Source organism: Nocardiopsis sp. NPDC050513 (assembly GCF_044457925.1).
Classification (GTDB): domain Bacteria; phylum Actinomycetota; class Actinomycetes; order Streptosporangiales; family Streptosporangiaceae; genus Nocardiopsis.
The window spans coordinates 174,297-194,792 of record NZ_JBITHK010000003.1 but is presented as its reverse complement, the minus strand read 5'-3'; the positions used below and the strand labels follow the sequence as shown (position 1 = coordinate 194,792).

Below are 20,496 nucleotides of genomic sequence, written 5' to 3'. Positions count from 1 at the left end.
GAGTCCGTGCGGGCTCCCCCGGTGGACTCGTCGGAAGGGACGAGGACCGGACCGGTTCCGGTGCCGTCCGGCCCCGACGCGTTCGCGTGCGCCGACCCCGACCCCGTGGCGCACCGGCCTTCCGCGAACGGCGGCGCACCCGAAGCCCGGAGGTCGACACCGAATGATTCCCCCACGTCTCGTCGTGCTCAGTCGTCGAGGCGAAGACGCTCTCCTTCCCGAACACTGGACCGAGATCCGACAGTTCGCGCACACCACCGCCGTGCGGACCGACACGGCCCCCGACCCGGACGCGGCGGCCCGGCTCCTGGCCGACGCCGACCTGCTCGGCGCCACGAACCTGTGCCTGCCCAGGATCGACGCCGACCTGCTCGACGCCCTGCCCCGGCTGCGCGGCATCGTCCTGTACGCGACCGGCTACGACCATCTCGACGTCCGCCTGCTGCGATCACGCGGCGTCGGACTGTCCGTCCTGCCCGACTACGCCACCACGGCCGTCGCCGAGCACTGTCTGGCGATGCTCCTCTCCCTGGCCACCCGCCTGCACCTGGCCAACGACCGCAGCCGCGACCGGGTCGGCCCCGGCGTCTCGCTGCGCGGCGTGGAACTCGCCGGGCGGACCCTGGGGATCGTGGGCGTCGGCCGGATCGGCGGCGCGGTCGCCCGCCGTGCCCGCGCTCTCGGCATGGACGTCATCGGCACCGACCCCGATCCGGGCGCCGTCTCCCGCGCCCGCGCGGACGGGTTCAGCATGGTCGAACCGGAACGGCTGCTCGACCACGCGCACGCGGTCGCCGTGTGCGCGAACCACAGCCACGGGGCCGCGCCGCTCCTGGGCCGCGCCGAGCTGGCCGGGATGCGTCCCGGCGCGCTGCTGGTCAACGTGGCCCGGTCGGCGCTGGTCGACACCGAGGCGGCGGTGGAGTACGTCCGCTCCGGCCGCCTGCGCGGCTACGCGGTGGACGACACCGTCCTGGACCCCGACCGCCACACCGACGTGCTGGCCGAGGGCCGGGTCCTCCAGACCGGGCACAGCGCCTGGTGGCGGGACGAGACACTGGACCGCGGCGCGCGCATGTGGGGCGAGCGGCTGCTGGCGGCGGTCCGGGGCAGACCGGGGGACGCGGTGACGTGGCCCGGTCGGACGGGTGGCCCGTGCGACGGGCGCACCGAGGCCCTGGGCGGCCGTGCCGGTTCCTCCGCCCGCGAGGTGACCCCGGAGGTGGTCGTGTGAACGGCGCGCGTGTGCGTGCGGTCCTGCTCCTGGCCGCGGTCTGCGTCCTGGCGCCGCTGGCGCTCGCCGCGGCGCGGTGGCCGCGGTACTGGGAGTGGATCGCCCCCGAACTGACCCCGATGACCTGGCTGCAGAGTGTGGCCCTCGTCCTCGCCGGGGCCGGCTGCGGCCTGGTGGCGCTCGTCCTGGGCAGGACGGGTGAGCGCCCCCGGTGGATCTGGCCGCTGCTCGGGGCGGGCTTCGTCGCGCTGGCCGTGGACGACCGCTTCGCCCTGCACGAGCGCGTGCGCGACGGCTACCTGGCGCCGCGCGGGGTGACCGTGCCCTTCCTGCCGTGGGTGGCCCCCGGGGACTTCCTGATCCTGGGCGTCGCGGTGGTCGGCCTGGCGCTGCTGCCGTCGGTGTGGCGGGCGATGCGGCCCGACCGCGGCGCGACCGCCGCGCTGGTCGTGGGCGTCGTGCTGTCCGCGACCGCCGTGGGCGTGGACTCGGTCGACCCCGCCACCTGGAGCGTGTCCGCCGAACGACTCCAGCAGTCGCTGGAGGAGGTCGCCGAACTCGGCGGCGGCCTGGCCCTGCTCGCGGCGGTGGCGCTGCGCCTGGTCGGGCTGCTGGACGCGCACCTCGCGCCCGGATCCGGGGGTTCCCGGCCAGAGGGGGCCGGTACGGGCAGTGCGGCGCCGGGCGGCGGGACCGCCGCGGGGCCGGGCCCGACGCACGGGGGCGGAGCCGGAGGGCCCGTGGCGCCGGGTTCTGTGACACCGGGGTCCGTGGCGTCCGCACGCGCGGAGTCGCGCCCCGGGACGATGGCGCCGCCCGAATCCCCGCCAGGCACCCGGACCGGACCCGCACCTGATCGCGAGCCTTGAGATCCCGCGCGAACCGGCGCCGCCGCGCACACGGACGGGCCCCGGTCCACGAAGGACCGGGGCCCGCGGCCGTTCAGGCCGCTCCGAGGCCCGAGCTGGCGGGCCACCGGAGCGGGGCCCGTGTCGCCCCGGTCGGTCGGCTCGACCGACCGGGGCGGTCAGGCCCCGGCCACCGTCGGGCGCACCGGGGCGTAGGAGTCGAACTCCATCGTGAAGCTCGCCCTGCCGGACGTCCGTCCGCGCAGGTCGCCCACGTAGCCGAAGGTCGCGGCCATCGGGACCAGCGCCGACACGACCTTCGCGCCGCGGCGGTCGGAGAGCGCCCTGACCCGTCCGCGTCGGGCCTGGAGGTCGCCGATGACGTCGCCCATGTGCTCCTCCGGTGTGGTGACCTCCAGGGCCATCACCGGTTCGAGGCACACGGGGTCCGCCAGGGCGGCGGCCTCCCGGAAGGCGGCCGCACCGGCGGTCCGGAACGCGAGCTCCGAGGAGTCCTCCGTGTGGAAGGCCCCGTCGAGCAGCGTCACCCGCACGCCGGTCATCTCGTGCCCGCCGAGGACGCCGGCCGTCATCTCCTCCCGACATCCCTCGTCCACGGCCGGGACGAACTCCCGGGGCACCCGGCCGCCCGTCACCGCGTTCACGAACTCGTACCCGGACCCGATCGGCTCCAGGGCGATCCGCACCCTCGCGTACTGCCCCTTGCCGCCGGTCTGCTTCCGGTGGGTGTACTCCACCCCCGCCACGGCACGGCGGATCGTCTCGCGGTAGGAGACCCGCGGCCTGCCGACCCGCGCGGCCACCCGGTACTCGCGGAGCATCCGGGTGACCTGGATCTCCAGGTGCAGTTCGCCCATGCCGCCGATGATCGTCTGGCCGCTCTCGGCGTCCGCGCGCACCCGGAAGGAGGGGTCCTCCTCCGCCAGGCGCCCGATGGCCACCGACAGCCGCTCCTGGTCGGCCCGGGACTCGGGTTCGACCGAGACCTCGATGACGGGATCGGGGAAGTCCATGGACTCCAACACGACCGGATCCGCCGGATCGCACAGCGTCTCACCGGTGGCGGTCCGCTTGAGGCCCATGACGGCGACGATGTCGCCGGCGGACGCCGACGCGATCTCCTCGCGCTTGTCGGCGTGCACGCGGTAGACCTTGCCGATCCGTTCCCTTCCTCCCTTCACCGGGTTGTGCACGCGGGCGCCCGCGTCGAGCCGCCCCGAGTACACGCGCACGAACGTGAGCCTGCCCAGGTGCGGGTCGCCGCTGATCTTGAACGCCAGGGCGGCCAGGGGCGCGTCCTCCGTGGGCTCGCGCGTGACCGCGGCGCCGGGATCGTCCGGTCGGTGGCCGCGCACCGCCCCCGTCTCCACGGGGGAGGGCAGGTAGCGCACCACGGCGTCGAGCAGGGGTTGCACGCCCTTGTTGCGGAACGCGCTGCCGCACAGCACCGGGGTGACCGTGGTGCCGCCGCCGACCGAGCCCAGCGTGGCGCGGCGGATCGCCGCGTGCAGTCGGTCCTCCGTGGGGTCGATCCCCTGGACGTACAGCTCCATCACCTCCTCGTCGTGCTCCGCGACCGCCTCCACCAGGCGGGCGCGCCACTCACGGGCCCGTTCGGCCATGTCCCCGGGGACGTCGACGACGTCGAAGTCCTCGCCGGACCCCTTCCCCTCGGGCCACACGAGCGCCCGCATGCCCACGAGGTCCACCACGCCGCGCAGATCCCTCTCCGCGCCGATCGGCAGCTGGAGCACCAGCGGGGCGGCGCCGAGCCGGGCGGCGATCGTCTCCACGCAGTGCTCGAAGTCGGCGCCGACGCGGTCGAGCTTGTTGACGAAGCAGACACGGGGCACGCCGTGGCGGTCGGCCTGGCGCCACACCGTCTCCGACTGGGGTTCGACACCGGCGACGCCGTCGAAGACCGCGACCGCCCCGTCGAGCACGCGCAGGCAGCGCTCGACCTCGACGGTGAAGTCGATGTGGCCGGGGGTGTCGATGATGTTCACGGTGTGGTCGACGCCCTCCACCGACCAGTGGCAGGTCGTCGCCGCGGACGTGATGGTGATGCCGTGCGCCCGCTCCTCGGGCATGAAGTCCATCGCGGTGTCACCGTCGTGGACCTCGCCGATCCGGTGGGAGACGCCGGTGAAGTACAGGATGCGCTCGGTGGTGGTGGTCTTCCCCGCGTCGATGTGCGCCATGATCCCGATGTTGCGGATCGTGTTCGGATCCGTGCGGTGGATGTTCATGGGCTACTACCGTCCCTTCTCGGAGTCGTCGGTGATGCGGGGCAAGCGCGCGCGTGCCTGGCGGGAGCGTAGGCGGGGGGACGCGGGTGCTTCCACTGGTTTTGCGCTGGTTCGGGAGAGTCCGCGGGCGACGCCGCGTGCCGGGAAAACCCGTTGTCCGGCGTGTGCGCGGGTTGTTAGCGTCGGCCGACATGAAGGCCCTGACCGAGCGGGACATCCGCGCATCGTTCGTCAACTGTTCGAAGGGGGAGGCCCAGCGCCTGGCCCTGCCCCGGGACCTCGCGGAGCGGCCCTGGGAGGACCTGGACTTCCTCGGTTGGCGCGACCACACCGCGCACGAGCGGGCCTACCTGGTCGTCGAACGCGAGGAGGGGCCGGTGGGGGTCGCGATGCGGCTGGTCCCCACACGCGACGGGTTCCGCGCGAGCCTGTGCTCCCTCTGCCTGACCACCCACCGGGGCGAGGGGGTGACGCTGATGTCGGCGCCCAAGGCGGGCAGGGCGGGCCGGGAGGGGAACTCGGTCGGGCTGCGCATGTGCGCGGACTTCGGCTGTTCGCTGTACATCCGCGGGCTGCGGGAGCCCGCCCCCGGAGGAAGCCGGCTCAAGGAGTCGCTCAGCGTCGAGGAACAGGTGGCGCGGGCCCAGGAGAACCTCGGGGGCTTCCTGGAACGGCTGCGCTCCTGAGCGGCGCGGACGTCCCGCGCACGTGACGGGGGCCGGTGGGCGTCGTGCCCACCGGCCCCCGACGTGTCCGGAAGGGCCCGGGTCCCGGCGTCAGTCGCTCGGGAAGCGGGGCTCCACGATGGTGTTCGGCCCCGGGTAGATCAGCCGTTCCTCGCCGTCCGGGAAACGCACGACGTACGGCGGGCCGTTGTTGGCGCCGCGCACGTCCACGATCCTGCCGCTGTGCTGACCGTCACTGCTGGTGACACCGTGCGTATGCACGTAGTCGCCGATCCTCGCCTGCATGTCGCCCCCGATCGACATCGGCCGCCGCGGCGCGTCCACCGCCCGCGATCACCGCCCGTAACCGGGGTCTACCCCGTTCGATGATCACCTGAACCGGCGTGCGGAACGTCGGTCGACGAGGCGTGCGGCCCCCCGCCGGGCGCCGCCGGTCGTGATCGGAGGGCGGTCAGGAGCCCTCACGGTCATCGTCCGGAGACGGCTGTTCCTGGGAGAAGTGACGGAGAAAGGCGGTATCCACGTCGATGGGCCCGGAAAGGCGCCAGGCGCGTCGCTCGTAGGAGAGGTATCCAGTGACGACGAGAGGAAGCCTCCGCTGGTAGGCCAAGATCGCCCATCGGTGGTCCTCGCCATGCAGAAGGACGTGCACACTGCGCTGCTTGCCGCCCACTTCGGTGAGGAGCGTCGCGCTCGCCGTGTCATGATCGCCCGGTGGGGTCTCCTCACGGGCCAGACTTTTCACTATCCCGACGAGTGTCACTTTCCGTGCGGGCTCCTCGCGGCGGACAAGACGCTCGCGAATTCGTGGAAGTTCGGCGATGACGTCTCGGTCGAACACGATACACGATGTTCTGACATTCTCCGGAGGTCCCGAGTTCGCCCACTCAAAATAAAGGTCCAGAGAACGGAGGCGCTCCGGATGGGTCATCTCCTCGATGGATTCCACCAGGGCGGAGCTCAGTCCGAACTCCCATGGTGCTTCGAGTACGCGTTCGTCCCACTGCGCGGCGAGGCGCCTCGTGGATTCCAAGCCTTGGGCGAGCGTCGTCATGACATGGCGTGAAAACGTCTGTGACGCGGTGTCGCCCCACCCGCCGCCATCGGTCCGTGCGCCTTCGTGGCTGACCGAAACGGTGAAGACATAGCTGCCCTGGCGAGTTTGTCCGAGCCTGATGTGATCGTCGAGGAAGTCCGCGACCACGGCTGGACGCCGCCCTTGGTGAGAATGGTGAGGATCGGCTGCCGTCGTGGCGGCTGCCTTGAACATTCTGAAGAGGGATTCGACAGTCCTGCCGGCTTGCCGGAAGGGAAGGGAGTTGCCCGCCATGGGTTGGTTGATGCGTGCGAAGAAGAGATCGGAGTTCGTTGAACTTATACGCTCCTGAAGTTCGGAGGCATCAATCCCGTACACATGGCAGAGGGAGTCGATTATATCTCTGAAACGCGCGCGGAAGTCCGCGTACTCGGTGGCCAGCGGGAGCATGACGCGGGCCGACCCGTGGTCAGGCGAGTCTTCCAGCCGCCAGATTTCTCGTACGCCGGGTCGCCTGCTTTCCAGTTCCCACCCGTGTGCCGCCAGGAAACGGGACACGTCCCGTGGCGTGAGGAAGTCGGCTGCCTCGCCGATGGGGTCGAGCGTGGTGGGGGTCATCAGAAGCCTCCCTCCTGCTCGCCGAGCCTCTTCATGATGCCCAGAAGCTGGTCTGGGGTAAACAGGTTACTGCGGGGCAGGTGGACCGTCCTGGTTCCGCCGATCTCCTCAACGGTCGCGAGTTCGGACGCGGCCTGCCAGTACATCCTGCTGTTCGTGTGCAGGCCTGCCTCATCGACCGCGAGCCACGGTTCCGGGGCCGCTGGAATGAGGAGGACGCCGAGGTAGGCGGGGATGAAGCGGTCGGTCCTGGTGAGCTTGCGGAACGGGTCCGCCTTCATCGGCCACGCCATGTGGTCATCGCTGAGGTACCGGCTCTGGGCGGTGCACTTGAGCTGCAGCTCGAACTGGGGGCCGAAGCAACGCAGGTACTCGGCGGAAGACGCGATCGTGATGTCGACGCCGTCGTAGTCGGTCTCGTGCGACTTGATGGAGCATCCGGCCGCGTACGCGACCATGCGGGTGAAGGCGAGGCTGAAATGCTCCTGCCGGGCGTTCATGGGCAGCTGACCGTCGATGGGGGCATCGTCCCCGAAGGCACTGTCGCCAGCGACCGCGGCCATCCGTCTCCCAGCGAAGTCTGCGATGTTTCGGGCCACTCTAGCGAGTCCACCGGTCGGGTGGGGACGGGCTGGCGCGGTCACGGACGTCCGTGACCGCGCCGCCCGGAGACGGCGGTGCGGGACGGCTCAGCGGGCCATGAGCGCACGCAGCTCTCCCACCACCTCGGCCGGGGCCTCCTCCGCCATGAAGTGGCCGCACGCGACCGTGACGTGCCGCAGGTCGTCGGCCCAGGCACGCCACCGGGCGGCGGCGTCGAAGCCCAGGGCCGCGCCCCAGTCCTGCTGGAGCACCGTCACCGGCATGCCGAGCCGGTTCCCCGTGGCGCGGTCCTGCTCGTCGTGCCGGACGTCCACGGTGGCCGAGGCGCGGTAGTCGGCGACGATCGACGGCACCGCCGCACGGCACGCCCGCAGGTAGGCGGCGCGGACGTCCTCCGGGATCGCCTCCGGCGCGTTCGACCAGGCGTCCAGGAAGTGGCCGAAGAACGCGTCCGCGCCCGCCGAGATCATCGCCTCAGGCAGGCCGGGCGGTTGCGCCATCAGATACAGGTGGAACCCCACGGCGGCCGACACACCGTGCATGACCTCCCACATGTCCAGCGTCGGCAGGACGTCCAGCGACGCCAGGCGGGTGACCGCCTCCGGATGGTCGAGCCCCGCGCGGAACGCCACGAGGGCGCCCCGGTCGTGGCCCGCCAGCGCGAACCGCTCGTGCCCGAGGGCGCGGGCGAGGGCGACGACGTCGGCCGCCATCGCGCGCTTGGCATAGGCGTTCCCGTCGGTGTCCTCGGGCTTGTCGCTGTCCCCGTAACCGCGCAGGTCGGGGCAGATCACGGTGTGGTCGGCCGCCAGATCGGCGGCGACGTGCCGCCACATCAGGTGGGTCTGCGGGAACCCGTGCAGCAGGACGATCGGGCTGCCCGACCCGCCCACGGCGGCGTTCAGCGCGACCCCCTCGGCCACGGGCACGCGCTGGTAGTCGAATCCGCTGATCCTCGGTTCCATCGGGTCTCCTCGTCGTCGGCTCGGCGCCGCTCCGGTCGGGGCGGCGTGCCACGAGCGTGCGCGGCGCGGATCAGCGGCCGGTCAGCGCCGGATGAGCGCCGCCGCGGACGCGGCCCGCACGGGGTTAGGTTGGGCGTGGGCGGCGAACAGGGGCGGGGGGATCGTGTCGTCGGTGACGTTCGGGGTGCTGGGGCCGATCGAGGCCGCCGACGGGCACGGGCCGGTCAGGCTCAAGGGGGCGCGCCATCGGGCGGTGCTGGGCAGGCTCCTGGTCGCCCGGGGGCGGGTGGTGCCGGTCGAGCGGCTCGTCGACGACCTGTGGGACGACCCACCCGGCGGCGCGGTCGGCGCGATCCGGACGTTCGTCGGTGAGCTGCGCCGGGCACTGGAACCCGACCGGCCGCCGCGCGCTCCCGCCCGCCTGCTGGTCACGGTCGGCCCGGGGTACGCGCTGCGCACACCACCGGAGTCGGTCGACGCCGGGCGGTTCGAGACCGGGCTCGCCGCGTCCGAACACCTGCTGGAGGCCGGTGACGAGACGGCGGCGCTGGTCCGGATCGACGCGTCCCTCAACCTGTGGCGCGGGCCCGCCTACGCCGGGTTCGCCGACGCCGACTGGGCGCGCGCCGACGCCGCCCGCCTCGGTGAGCTGCGGCTGATCGCCGAGGACGTGCTGGCGCGGACGCTGCTGGCGCTCGGTCGGGCGGCCGAGGCCGTGCCCGACCTGGAGGCGCGGGCCATGGGGCACCCCTGGCGTGAGGAGACGTGGCGGCTCCTCACGCTCGCCCTGTACCGGTCCGGCCGCCAGGGGGACGCGCTGGCGACGCTGCGGAGGGCACGCGCGGTGCTGGCGGAGGAGTTGGGGGTGGACCCGGGCCCGGATCTGCGGCGCCTGGAGACCGACGTCCTCGCGCAGGCCCCGCACCTGGAGGGACCCCGCCGTGCCGGGACGCGACGGGTCGGGTCCAGCACGGTGGGACCCTCCGCCGTGGGACCCCGACCGGCCGGGCGGACGGACGGGCCGGGGGTTCCGGGCGGGCGGACCGTCCCGGCCACCGGGCGGGAGCGATCGTTCGTCGGTCGGGAGGCCGAACTGGAGCGCCTGACCGCGGCGGCCGAGAGGGCGGCCGCACGGGGCGTGTTCGGCCTCGCGTTGGTCTCCGGCGACCCCGGCGAGGGCAAGACGACCCTGGCCGAGGCGACCGCCGCGCGTCTGGCGGAACGCGGATGGACGGTGGCCTGGGGCCGCGGCCCCGAACAGGAGGGCGCGCCCGGCCACTGGCCGTGGACCCAGGTGTTCGCCCTCTTGGCGAAGGCCGGGCATCCCACGCCCCCCGAGGCCTCTCCGTCCCTTCCGGACACGGACCCGGTGCCGCCCGAGGCGATGGCCGCCCGCCGCTTCCGCGCCCACCGCGCCGCCGCCGACCATCTCGCGGACGTCGCGCGCGCCGCGCCGCTGCTCATCGTGCTCGACGATCTCCAGTGGGCGGGGGAGGAGACGCTCGCCCTCCTGACCTCGCTGGCGGGCGAGGGGATCACGGCTCCCGTGGTCGTCGTGGCCGCCTACCGCGCCAACGAGATCGGCGCGCCGCTGGCCGAGGCGCTGGGACGACTCGCCAGAGCCGAACCGACCCGCGTCTACCTGCGCGGACTCGACACGGCGGCGGTCAGGGAGTTGGTCGGGGAGACCGTGGGCGGTCGGGTGGACGCCGACGTCGTGCGCGTCGTCCGCCGGCGCACCGGCGGCAACCCCTTCTACGTCGGGGAACTCGCGCGACTGCTCCGCGACGAGGGGATCGGCGTGCTGGAGTCGATTCCGGCCGGGGTCCGGCACGTGATCCGCCTTCGGACGGCTCGGCTGCCGGAGGCCGACCAGGAGGTGCTGCGTCAGGCCGCGGTGGTCGGCCGCGAGGTCGACCTCGACGTCCTGTCCGCCCTGGCGGGGGAGGACGAGGCGCTGAACGCGGTGGAGTCGGCGCAGCGCGAGGGGCTGATGGTCGACGACGGACCGGCGCGCGTGCGGTTCGCGCACGACCTGGTGCGGGACGCGCTTCGGGACGAGACGGCCGGTGTCCGCCGGGCCCGCCTGCACGCGCGGATCGCCGAGGCCGTCGAACGGCTGCGCCCGCACGACGTCGCCGCTCTCGCCCACCACTACGTGCGGGCCGGGACCGGGGACACGGCGGACAAGGCCGTGCGGTACGCGCGTGCCGCCGCCGAACGGGCCGAACGCGCCTTCGCTCCGCACGAGGCCGCGAGGGTGTGGCACGAGGCCCTGGCGGCGTACGACCGCGTGGGCGGGGGCACCGTCCGGGAGCGGTTGGACCTGGTCATGGGACTGGTCCGCGCGCTCGCGTTCACGGGTGGACTGGAGAGCGCCCGCCGGTACCGGGGCGAGGCCGTCGCGATGGCGGAGGAGCTGGGCGACCCGCTCCAGACCGCCGCCGTGCTCGGGGCGTTCGACGTGCCCGCGATCTGGACGGCCAACGACGACGCATCCCTGTCCCGGCGGGTGGTGGCGGCGGTCGAGCGGGTGCTCGTGCGCCTCCCGGAGGGCCGTCGGGCCGAGCGGTGCCGACTGCTCGCCACGCTCGCGATGGAACTGCGGGGCGTCCCGAGCGGGCGGGGCCGGGCCGCGGCACGGGAGGCGGAGGCCATCGCGCGCGAACTGGACGATCCGGCGCTGCTCGCGTTCGCCCTCAACGCGCGCTTCATGCACGCCTTCGAGCGGGCGGGATCGGCCGGCGAGCGCGCCGAGCTGGGCGCGGAGCTGGTCGACCTGTCGCGGCGGCACTCCCTGGCGGGGTTCGAGGTGCTCGGGCACCTGATCCTGCTCCAGGCGTGTGCCGCACGCGCGGACTTCGCCGCCGCCGACGGGCACGCGGCCGCCGTGGACCGGTTGGCGGAGGAGCACGGGATCCCGCTCGCGGGTGTGTTCACCGAGTGGTACGCGGCGCTGCGCCTCGCCGTGGCCGGGCGGACGGAGGAGGCGGAGGCCGCCTGCCGGGCGGCGTCGGTGGGGCTGCGGCGGAGCGGCATGCGGGGGATGGAACGGGGGCTGATGCCGTTCGCCCTGCTGTGCCTGCGGGTCCAGAGCGGTGGGGGCGGCGACGCCGACGGGTCCGGTGGGCGTGGCTCCCGCGGCGTGTGGCGGGCGGACTGCCGCGGCGGGACGGACCTGGGCGGTTTCGGGCCCTTCGAGTCCTGGGCGCGGGCGCTCGACCTGGCGCGGAAGGGTGAACGCGCGGCGGCGGCAGAGGCGCTCGCGACGGACTCGCCGCCGGACCTGCTGTTCGAGGCACGCGAAGCCCTCGCGGCGCTGGTCGCCCTCAGGACGGGCGACCGCACGGCCATGGAGCGCTCGTACGGGCGCCTGCTCCCCGCGGCGGGGGAACTCGCGGGAGCGCAGAGCGGGCTGCTGACGCTCGGTCCCGTGGCGGCGTACCTGGGGGACCTGGCCGAGGCACTGGGCAGGCCGGAGGAAGCGGAGGCGCACCGGAGGCGGGCGCTCGCGATCGCCCAGCGTGCGGCCGCCCCGCACTGGGTGAGGGCCGCGCGCCGGGCGCTCGGGCTCAGCCCTTCCTGACCACCGGGGCCAGGGCGGTCTCGAACCGGGTCAGCCACGGCTCCGGAGCCAGACGGGAGACCGGGCCGTCCGCGTTCGGAACCCGCCGATCACCCGTGGCCGTCGGCCACGATGGATGCCTGACGTCCTCGGCACCGCCGCGCCGGAACGGGCGCACCGACCCGAAGGGGAACACATGAAGGAGTTCACCGGACACGCGACCTGGACCGGTACACGCGACGCCCTTCGGCGTTCGGGCGTGGCCGCCGACGCGCTCGACCGCCTGGAACCCGTGTGGCGGTTCGCCGAGACGGCCCACGACGGGCAGATCCGCCCCGGGGGAGCGCCCTACACCGTGCACCTGTCCGAGGCGGCGCTGATCCTGGCGGACGCCGGGGAGACCGATGACCCGACGCTGGCGGCGGCGCTGCTGCACGACACCGTGGAGGACACCGCCGTGACCGTCGCGGAGGTGCGCGATCGGTTCGGTGAGGAGGTGGCGACCCTGGTGGACTGGCTCACCAAGCCGTCGGCTCCCGCGACCGACCGGCGAGCGGTACGTGCGGCGTATCTGGAACGGTTCGGCGTCGGCGGGGCACCGGAGCGCGCGGTGGTCGTCAAGCTCGCGGACCGGTACAGCAACGTCCAGCGCCCCCACCCCGACCCGGTCAGGTGGGTCGCCTACCGACGGGAGACGCTGGACGTCTTCCCGCCGATCGCCGGGCGCCATCCGTACTTCGCGGAGCTGTACGCGGCGTGGGAACGCCGGTGGGCGGACCTTGGGGACCGCTGACCGGGGCGCTCGGGCTCAGCCCTTCCTGAACACCGGGGCCAGGGCGGTCTCGAAGCGGGTCAGCCACTCCTCGGCCCCGCCCCCGACCCACGGGCACTCCTGCCGGAAGTGCTCCCACCCCCCTTCGAGGTTCGGCCCGAGCGTCTCCTCCCGCAGGTACCGCTCGTCCACCTCCTCGGCGTTCACGGCCAACTCCTCCTCCATCACCGGTCCCAGGACCCTCATCAGCAGGTCGCGAGACAGGGACGAGTTCTCGGCCAGGAGCACGGCGTCGTACAGGTCCTTGCCCTGGGGATAGGTGTCCGTGTACAGCCACAGGACCTTCCACGCCAGCGACAGCTCCGGGCTGGCCGCGAGGATCTCCTCACCGCCGATCAGTGTCCGCACCGGGGCTTCGGGTAGCGGCTCGCGGAAGACCAGGTCGATCTGCACGGTGCCGCGCAGCGGGTTCGGGTCCTTCTGAGGACCGTGTGACCAGGGAACGACGACGCGACGGCCTTCCGCGCGCTCGTAGGTCCAGATGCTCTCGATCCGAACACCCCCGGAGTCGAAGTATGTGCCGGGCAGGTTCGGGACGGCGCCGCAGATCTCGTCCACCATGGCCTCGATCAGTCGGGCCGCGTCGTCCCCGGTCGGCTCCATGTCCGGCGGCACGACCACGAAGTCCAGGTCACGGGGGCGCCGAGCGGCCTCGCCGACCCACTGGGGCATGAGCACGCCGCCGCGCAGGACCAGGTGGCGGTTCCAGTGGGGCGTACTCGCGATCGCGTTCACCGTGTGCTCCATGGCGAAGCCCTGGTGGAACCACCAGGACTCCGCGCCCTCGGGGGAGTCGAAGACGGGTTCGCCCGGCCGGTAGGCGTTGTGGAATTGCTTGAGGGCGGGGTCGAACACCTTCTCCTGGCTGACGCGCGGTCCGGCGGTGTTCGGGAGGTAGGTGGCGGGGTAGCGCCGCTGCGGTGACGACCACCACGACAGCCGTGCGGGCGGCTCGGGCTCGGCGGCGACCGGTGCGGCGTCCATCCACCCGGCGTCCAGGTCGAGCGCGCTGTCGTACACGACGAACTCGCGTTCGAGGTCGACCATCCCGGGGACGGGCGCCCGCCGATCGCGCGGGGAGCGGTAGGCCCATTCCAGACCCTCGCCCCTCAGCGCCTCCTCCAACCGGTCCAGGAGGGTCACGGCTGTCGGGACGCCCACCCGAGAGCAGCGCTGGGTGACGAACCGCTCCTGGCAGCCGTCCTCACGCACCCGGCGGGCGTTGCGCGAGAGCCTCGCGAGGTGCGGTTCGACGAGCCGGGAGAGCGCGTCGAGGTCCGTGTCCGGGGCGAGCAGCAGTTTGATGTGGTGCTCGAAGTAACAGTGGGGCGGGAGGGCCAGCGCCTCCTCCCGGGTTCTGGGGACGTCGACGTTGAGCGGGGAGGCCTCGATCTTGGTGCGGGTCACCTCGAACCCCGCCTCCGCCAGACGCGCGGTCCACCGCTCGGCGACGGCGAGCTCCCCGCTGAGCGTGCCGTGGCCGTGGTAGGTGACCATGGGCTGGGAGGCGGAGGCGCCTCGGTCGAGTTCGATGTGGGTGAACTTCAGCCCGTTGTCCCGCGCCCACGCGGCCGCCTCCTCGACGCGTTCGGGGGTGTGCGCGTCGAGGGTCAGGTGGGTCTCGAAGTCGCCGGGGAACTCCATGGGTGCCTTCCTCGTCCGGGGGTGCTCCGCGCCTTTGGGACGCGCCCATGGTCGGCGCGGTTCGTCTCGGCGCGGTCCATCGCGGGCCGGTGTCGGAGCGGCCCACCGCGGTGCGGGACGGTGTCGGCGCGGTCCCCGTCGGCGCGGCCCGGCTCAGCGCGGGGCGAGCCCCTCGTACAGGACCCCGACCACCTCGGCGAGGTGCGCCTCGATGTCGGCGGGGGCGGCGTTGGCCTTGAACGACACGAAGCCGTGCAGGGTGGCCGCCACGGTCATCGCGACGGCGTACGGGTCGCCTCCGGCGAGCTCCCCGGCCGCCTGGCCCTCGCGGATGGGGCGCACGACCGTGTCGAGCATGCGGGTGATCTCCGCCAGGAGCTGTTCGGAGACGTCGGGGTCGTGCTTGCGCGTGGACATGAGGTCGAGCAGGGCGGCGTGCTCGATCGCGAAGGCGACGTAGGTCCTGGCCAGCCCGAGCAGACACGCGCGAATGTCGTCCTCGGCCTCCACCGCGCGCTCCAGGCGTTCGGTGAGCCGTGCGAACCCGGAGAGCGCCAGGGCGTCGAGCAGGGCCTGCTTGTCCTTGAAGTGGCGGCTGGGCGCGGCGTGGCTCACCCCCGCCTCGCGGGCGAGCTCGCGCAGGGACAGCGACGCCGGACCGCGTTCGGCGAGGGCGCGTTCGGCGTTGGCGAGGAGGACGGAGCGCAGGTCGCCGTGGTGGTAAGGGCGGTCGGGCATGGGTCCAGGATAGGCCTTCGCCAGCATTGTTGTCATTGACAACTTGGAGTGGGGTCGCCTACCGTGGCGCGATGGAGACGAACGCGGTCACGATCCCCGACCTCCGAGGCCGCACGGCGGTCGTCACCGGAGCCAACAGCGGACTGGGCCTGGAGACCACGCGCGTCCTCGCCCGCAAGGGCGCGCGCGTCGTGATGGCCGTCCGCGACGAGGAGAGGGGCGAGGCCGCCGCGGCGTCGGTCGACGGCGAAGCCGAGGTGCGCCGCCTCGACCTCGCCGACCTCGACTCCGTGCGCGCCTTCGCGCGGGCGTGGGACGGGCCGATCCACCTGCTGGTCAACAACGCGGGCGTGATGGCCGTCCCGAAGTCGACGACCGAGGACGGGTTCGAGACGCAGTTCGGGGTCAACCACCTCGGCCACTTCGCCCTCACCAACCTCCTGTTGCCGCACGTCACCGGCCGGGTGGTGACGGTGTCGTCCGGCATGCACCGGCTGGCGCGCGGCATCGACTTCGACGACCTGAACCTGGACCGGGGCTACACGCCGAACCGCGCCTACGCCCAGTCCAAGCTCGCCAACCTGCTGTTCACGCTGGAGCTGCAGCGCCGGCTGGAGGCGGCGGGCTCGCCGGTGCTCGCCACCGCCGCCCACCCGGGGTACGCGGCCACCAACCTCCAGAGCCACGCCGCCAACCCCGTGTACAAGGGGCTGATGGCCGTGGGCAACGCGCTGATCGCCCAGAGCGGGGCCAACGGCGCCCTGCCCACGATCTACGCCGCCACCCAGGACGTGCCCGGCGCGGCCTACGCCGGACCGCGGAAGATGGGCGGTCTGCGGGGAGCCCCGGGTCTGTCGAGCCGCAGCGAGGCCGCATGGGACTCGATCGCCGCGCGACGGCTGTGGACGGTGTCGGAGGAGCTCACGGGGGTGGGCTTCCCCGACCTGGGGCGGCACGCCTGAGCCGTGCCGGGAGCACGGCCGCCCCCGCGCGGGTGAGGCGCGCGGGGGCGGTGGGACCGTCGTGCGGAGGCCGCGTGCGGCGCCCCGTCCGACGCGTCACCGAGGCGGTGTGAAGGCGCGCCGGGCCCGCCTGACCGGGTCCCGCGTCGAGCAGTCGGTGACGTGGTCGTTGACCAGCCCCATGGCCTGCATGAACGCGAACGCGGTGGTCGGCCCGACGAACCTCCAGCCGCGCTTCCTCAGGTCCTTCGCCAGCGCGACCGACGCCGGTGACGTCGACACGGTCTGGGGCGGATCGACCTCGCCCGGGGCCGGTTCGAAGCGCCAGAAGTACGCGGCCAGCGAACCGGCCTCTGCTTCGAGTTCCACGGCTCGGCGGGCGTTGTTCACGACGGCCTCGATCTTGCCCCGGTGCCGGACGATGCCGGCGTCGTCGAGCAGGCGCCGCACATCGCCGTCGGTGAAGTCGGCGACCGCGTGGAAGTCGAACCCGGCGAACGCGGCCCGGAAGTTCTCGCGCTTGGCCAGGATGGTGCGCCAGCTGAGTCCGGACTGGAAGCCCTCCAGGCTGACCTTCTCGAACAGGCGACGGTCGTCGGCGACCGGGAAACCCCACTCCGTGTCGTGGTAGTCGAGGAACTCGGGCGCCGACCCGGCCCAGGCGCAGCGGGGCGCGCCGTCGGAGGCGAGGAACGTTCCCATCCGAGGTCAGTCCTTGAGGAACGCCAGGCGCGGGTCCGTCTGGTTCGGGGCGATCTGGAGGATCTCGGCCGTGACGACGTCGTGGATCACGAACGGATCCTTGGCGACGCGCGCCTCGAGGTCCTCCGGAGTGGTCCCCGTCGCGATCACGGTGCCGCCCAGTCCCGGCTGGATGGTCCCGACCAGAACGAAGACGCCGTCCTCCACGCCTTGGCGGATCCAGTCCTGGTGCGCCGGCATGTGTTCGGCGGCCGCGGCCTTGTTGGCGGAGAAGCGAAGCAGGGCGATGTACACGGGAGTCTCCTCGGGGATCAGGGATGGGGTCGAAGAAGGGAGCGGGGAGGGCAGGGAAACGGGCGCGGATCAGACCGCGCTGTCGGCGGGGGTGCGGGAGGCCAGTACTTCGGTCAGCCACAGGTTGACCCGGTCGACCTCGCGGTCGACGAAGTCGCCGTCGTGGAAGGCGTTCGAGAGCGTGGCGACCCCCTGGCTGAACGCCAGGACCCGCATCGCGAGCTCGTCGGACTCCGCGTCGAACCCGAGTTCCTCGAACTGCTCGCGCAGCCAGGTGCGGAACAGCGCGAAGACGCCGACGGCGTGCGCGCGGGAGGGATGGTCGAGCTTGGCCAGCTCGTTCGTCAGCGTCCCGACCGGGCATCCGTAGTTCTCGATGTCGGCGCGGTTGACGATGACGATCTCGACGAAGCGCCGCACGCGTTCGCGCGGGTCCGCCGAGCCGTCCGCCCACTCGGCGAGCATCTCTCGGGTGCTCGCCAACCGGGACTCGATCACCGCGTCGAGGATGTCGTCCTTGGTCTTGAAGTGGTAGTAGAAGTTGCCGCGGGAGATGCCCACGGCCTCCGCGATCGTCGCGAACGACGTCGGCTCGAAGCCCTGCTCGTAGAACAGGCGGTTGGCCGCGTCGACGATCCGGTCGCGTGTGCCCACGACTGCCCCCCACACTCGGTGACCGTTCCTAGGACGAGCGTCCTAGGAACGGTTCCCACCTTAGGACAAGCGTCCTCATCTGGCAAGGCGGGCCCCAGCCCCTGACGACGGCGCCTCTAGGGAACGAGGGTCAGCTCGTCGACGGCGGCCTCCTCCACCGCCGCGCGGGAGACCCTGAACGGCAGCGTCCCGCCCGTCGCCCACGCCTCCATCTGGTCGTCGTAGTTGGGGTGGAAGGCGTGCCCCGAGTTGCCGGTGAGATGGATCCAGGTGGAGGCGTCCCGGTCGGCGAGGTCCACGACCATCCGCATGGACGGCACGGCGGAGATCTCGTAGCCGTTCGCCGGCTCCCAGCCGGTGGCGTTGACGATGCTGGACCCGCCCGAACTCTCCACCGGTCCCCGGTTGAGCAGCCACTCGACCGCGCCGATGCCCGAGGCGCCGAAGGACTGGTTGGTCGCGGTCAGGGTGTGCAGGTCGCCCCAGCGCCAGTCGGCCGGGTCCTCGCCCAGACGCTCGGTCAGCTCCTCGGCTGCGGCGTCCATCGCGGCGACCAGGACCTCGTCGCGCCCGCTGGCGGTCTCGCCCTCCCACCAGGGGGACCCGGGGTCGGCGAGGAGCCCGTTGACCACGTACATGCCGCGCGAGCTGCCGCTCATGGGCACGTCGCCCAGCTCGTCGAACAGCAGCGGCAGGAGGTGGCGCCAGAACGCCTGGTAGAACGCGGCTCCCGAGGAGTCGGGATCGGTGTAGCCGTCCCAGTCGCGGAGCTGGTCCCGTGCCTCGGCGGTGACGCCGTCGACCTCCGCCTCCAGCAGGTACGGGAGCGCCTCGGCGGCGGCCGCGTGGTAGGAGTCCATGTGGATCTCGGACATGTCCTCCGAGGTCACCGGGCCTTCGGTGATCGCCTGGTCGATCAGGTCGTTGATCCGCTGGCTCCGGTAGCCGTAGTCCCAGTCGCCGGTCAGGTGGTGGGGGTACTCGGCGTCGACGAGGGACTGGTTGGCGGTGACGATCACCCCGGAGCCGGGGTTGTACACGCTGGGCAGTTCGTCGAAGGGCAGGTAGTCCCCCCAGTCGTAGGAGGAGTCCCAGCCGGGGGCGGGCCATCGGCCGTCGCCCTGGCCGCGCACGGGGACGCGGCCGGGCGCCTGGTAGCCGATGTTGCCCTCGGCGTCGGCGTAGACGAGGTTCTGCGCGGGGACGTCGAAACGGCTGGCGGCGTCGCGGAAGTCGGCCCAGTCGCGGGCGCGGTTGAGGGCGAAGACGGACTCGGCGGTGGTGCCCGGCTCCAGGGCGGTCCACTGGAGGGCGACGCCGTACTCGTAGCCGTCCGCGTCGTCGGGGGAACCGGTGGAGTCCGCCTCCCCGGCGTCCGTGCCCTCCTCGTCGTCCCGCGCCGAGTCCTCCGTGATGCCCGGGTTCTCGGTGAGGGGGGTCAGGTGCCGGCCCGCCACGGCGTCGGAGAGCAGGGGGCCGTGCCCGGTCAGCCGGATGGTGATGTCGACGTCCTCGCCCCCGGCGACCGCGATCGTCTCCTCGACGACCTCCAGGGGGACCCGCTCGCCGTCCACGACGTGGTGGTCGCCGTCGATCCGCTCGACGAAGAGGTCCATGACGTCGGGGTTGAGGTTGGTCAGGCCCCAGGCGATGGACTCGTTCTGGCCGATGACGACGCCGGGGAGGCCGGAGAAGCTGAATCCGGTGACGTCGTAGGGGCAGGCGTCGGTGATCTCGGCGCAGTGCAGGCCGTTCTGGAACCAGACGGAGGGCATCGACGCCCCGAGGTGGGGGTCGTTGGCCAGGAGCGGCATGCCGGACTCGGTGTGGTCGCCGGAGACCACCCAGGAGTTGGAGCCCAGGTCGGAGCTGGAGGAGGGGCCGAGCAGGCCGGGGACCGCCGCGGAGATCCGGTCGAGGCCGTCGAGCGCGGCGAGGGCGTCCTCCGGCAGGTCGGCGGGCGCGGCCGGGGAGGTCTCGGAGCCGGTCCCGCCGCGGTCGGTGGAGTCGGGGGAGTCCGTCTGCGGTGCCGCGGCGGGGGCGCGCCGTTCGTCGGCCTCGGTCCCGACCTCGGCGCCGTTGTGCTGGTCGGTCGCGGTGATCGGAGCGTGCCGGTCGACGGGGTAGGCGGGGTAGAGCTCGTCGACCTGGTCGCGGGTGAGGCCGGACGCGAGGAGGACGGCGCGCTCGGTCTCCTCGCGGAGGTTGCCGCCGAGGTCCCAGGCCATGGCCTTGAGCCAGGCGAGGCTGTCGGCGGGGGTCCAGGGCTCGATGGCGTAGTCGCCGGCGGTCACCGCGAGCAGGCCGTGCTCCAGGCTGGCCGCGGTGCCCCCGTGCTCCTCGATCCAGGCGTTGACACCCTCGGCGTAGGCGTCGAGGTGGGCGCGCGTCCGTTCGTCGAGCAGGTCGTACTCCTGCTCGGCGACGCGGCGCCAACCCATCGTGCGCAGGTACGCGTCGGTCTCGACCTGGTCGGGGCCGAACAGCTCGGCGGTCCGCCCGGCGGTGACGTGGCGGCGGAAGTCCATCTCCCAGAAGCGTTCCTGGGCGTGGGTGAACCCCTGGGCCATGAAGAGGTCGTGCGAGGTGTCGGCGTAGACGTGGGCGACGCCGGACCCGTCGCGCAGAACGGTGACCGGGGAGTCGAGACCGGGGAGGGCGAGTTCGCCGGAGGTCTCCGGGAACGACCGGCGGACGGCCCATATCCCCAGAAGCGTGCCGATCAGCGCCAGTGCCACGACGGCGGCGAGGGAACCCACAAGTACGCGAACGAGGACACGGCTGCGCAAGACACTCATGGCGGCACACTAAGGTGCCCGGCGTCACGTGATCCAGGTCTCCGGGC

17 protein-coding genes are annotated in these 20,496 nt (G+C 72.9%); 6 read left to right on the top strand and 11 right to left on the bottom strand.

The genetic code is table 11. From position 1 onward, the window contains the following. Positions 1 to 163 precede the first annotated feature (163 nt). Together ACIBFB_RS06075 and ACIBFB_RS06070 are read left to right on the top strand one after the other, a co-directional pair. A complete protein-coding gene (locus ACIBFB_RS06075) occupies positions 164 to 1,234 on the top strand; it encodes a 2-hydroxyacid dehydrogenase (RefSeq protein WP_397226787.1) in 1,071 nt (356 codons plus the stop codon). After that, entirely contained in the window at positions 1,231 to 2,103 is an 873-nt protein-coding gene (locus ACIBFB_RS06070; protein WP_397226785.1) for a hypothetical protein, read from the top strand. Before ACIBFB_RS06075 ends, ACIBFB_RS06070 begins: the two co-directional genes overlap by 4 nt. A 158-nt stretch (positions 2,104 to 2,261) precedes the next feature. Here ACIBFB_RS06070 and fusA read toward each other — a convergent pair whose 3' ends face one another. After that, positions 2,262 to 4,352 (bottom strand): elongation factor G, encoded by a 2,091-nt coding sequence (gene fusA / locus ACIBFB_RS06065; RefSeq protein WP_397226783.1) that lies wholly within the window; start codon positions 4,350 to 4,352, stop codon positions 2,262 to 2,264. 191 nt (positions 4,353 to 4,543) lie between these two features. Between fusA and ACIBFB_RS06060 the strand changes: the two genes are divergently transcribed. Continuing rightward, on the top strand, positions 4,544 to 5,038 hold the full coding sequence (locus ACIBFB_RS06060; RefSeq protein WP_397226781.1) for an FBP domain-containing protein: 495 nt from the start codon (positions 4,544 to 4,546) through the stop codon (positions 5,036 to 5,038). A 90-nt stretch (positions 5,039 to 5,128) separates the two neighbouring features. On the opposite strand, the gene ACIBFB_RS06055 is transcribed toward ACIBFB_RS06060, so the two are convergent. From ACIBFB_RS06055 to ACIBFB_RS06040, 4 genes are all read right to left on the bottom strand, one after another. After that, entirely contained in the window at positions 5,129 to 5,323 is a 195-nt protein-coding gene (locus tag ACIBFB_RS06055; RefSeq protein ID WP_075927192.1) for a DUF1918 domain-containing protein, read from the bottom strand. A 166-nt stretch (positions 5,324 to 5,489) separates the two neighbouring features. Next, complete coding sequence (locus ACIBFB_RS06050) at positions 5,490 to 6,692, bottom strand: hypothetical protein (RefSeq protein WP_397226778.1); 1,203 nt, start codon at positions 6,690 to 6,692, stop codon at positions 5,490 to 5,492. Then, complete coding sequence (locus ACIBFB_RS06045; RefSeq protein ID WP_397226776.1) at positions 6,692 to 7,255, bottom strand: DUF4365 domain-containing protein; 564 nt, start codon at positions 7,253 to 7,255, stop codon at positions 6,692 to 6,694. Before ACIBFB_RS06045 ends, ACIBFB_RS06050 begins: the two co-directional genes overlap by 1 nt. 126 nt (positions 7,256 to 7,381) lie before the next feature. Then, entirely contained in the window at positions 7,382 to 8,260 is an 879-nt protein-coding gene (locus ACIBFB_RS06040) for an alpha/beta fold hydrolase (protein ID WP_397226774.1), read from the bottom strand. Positions 8,261 to 8,432: 172 nt separating this feature from the next. Here ACIBFB_RS06040 and ACIBFB_RS06035 point away from each other — a divergent pair, with 172 nt between their 5' ends. Both ACIBFB_RS06035 and ACIBFB_RS06030 read left to right on the top strand, forming a co-directional pair. Then, positions 8,433 to 11,846: a BTAD domain-containing putative transcriptional regulator gene (locus tag ACIBFB_RS06035; protein WP_397226772.1), complete on the top strand. Its 3,414-nt coding sequence runs from the start codon at positions 8,433 to 8,435 to the stop codon at positions 11,844 to 11,846. Between the two features lie 175 nt (positions 11,847 to 12,021). After that, positions 12,022 to 12,618, top strand: a complete 597-nt coding sequence (locus tag ACIBFB_RS06030) for an HD domain-containing protein (protein WP_397226770.1) — start codon at positions 12,022 to 12,024, stop codon at positions 12,616 to 12,618. 15 nt (positions 12,619 to 12,633) lie between these two features. Here ACIBFB_RS06030 and ACIBFB_RS06025 read toward each other — a convergent pair whose 3' ends face one another. Together ACIBFB_RS06025 and ACIBFB_RS06020 are read right to left on the bottom strand one after the other, a co-directional pair. Beyond that, positions 12,634 to 14,301, bottom strand: coding sequence for a nucleotidyl transferase AbiEii/AbiGii toxin family protein (locus ACIBFB_RS06025; RefSeq protein WP_397226768.1), 1,668 nt, complete (start codon positions 14,299 to 14,301; stop codon positions 12,634 to 12,636). A gap of 153 nt (positions 14,302 to 14,454) precedes the next feature. Further along, entirely contained in the window at positions 14,455 to 15,039 is a 585-nt protein-coding gene (locus ACIBFB_RS06020; RefSeq protein WP_397226766.1) for a TetR/AcrR family transcriptional regulator, read from the bottom strand. Between the two features lie 71 nt (positions 15,040 to 15,110). Here ACIBFB_RS06020 and ACIBFB_RS06015 point away from each other — a divergent pair, with 71 nt between their 5' ends. Further along, positions 15,111 to 16,001, top strand: coding sequence for an oxidoreductase (locus ACIBFB_RS06015; protein ID WP_397226764.1), 891 nt, complete (start codon positions 15,111 to 15,113; stop codon positions 15,999 to 16,001). Between the two features lie 96 nt (positions 16,002 to 16,097). Here ACIBFB_RS06015 and ACIBFB_RS06010 read toward each other — a convergent pair whose 3' ends face one another. The 4 genes from ACIBFB_RS06010 to ACIBFB_RS05995 all read right to left on the bottom strand — a co-directional run bounded on the left by ACIBFB_RS06010 (position 16,098) and on the right by ACIBFB_RS05995 (position 20,449). Beyond that, entirely contained in the window at positions 16,098 to 16,703 is a 606-nt protein-coding gene (locus tag ACIBFB_RS06010; protein WP_397226762.1) for a DNA-3-methyladenine glycosylase I, read from the bottom strand. 6 nt (positions 16,704 to 16,709) lie between these two features. After that, positions 16,710 to 16,997, bottom strand: a complete 288-nt coding sequence (locus tag ACIBFB_RS06005) for a YciI family protein (protein ID WP_397226760.1) — start codon at positions 16,995 to 16,997, stop codon at positions 16,710 to 16,712. Positions 16,998 to 17,066: 69 nt separating this feature from the next. Beyond that, positions 17,067 to 17,651 carry a TetR/AcrR family transcriptional regulator gene (locus ACIBFB_RS06000; RefSeq protein ID WP_397226758.1) on the bottom strand — a complete coding sequence of 195 codons (585 nt, stop codon included), beginning with the start codon at positions 17,649 to 17,651 and terminating at the stop codon, positions 17,067 to 17,069. Positions 17,652 to 17,767: 116 nt separating this feature from the next. After that, positions 17,768 to 20,449 carry a penicillin acylase family protein gene (locus tag ACIBFB_RS05995; RefSeq protein ID WP_397226756.1) on the bottom strand — a complete coding sequence of 894 codons (2,682 nt, stop codon included), beginning with the start codon at positions 20,447 to 20,449 and terminating at the stop codon, positions 17,768 to 17,770. Positions 20,450 to 20,496 lie beyond the last annotated feature (47 nt).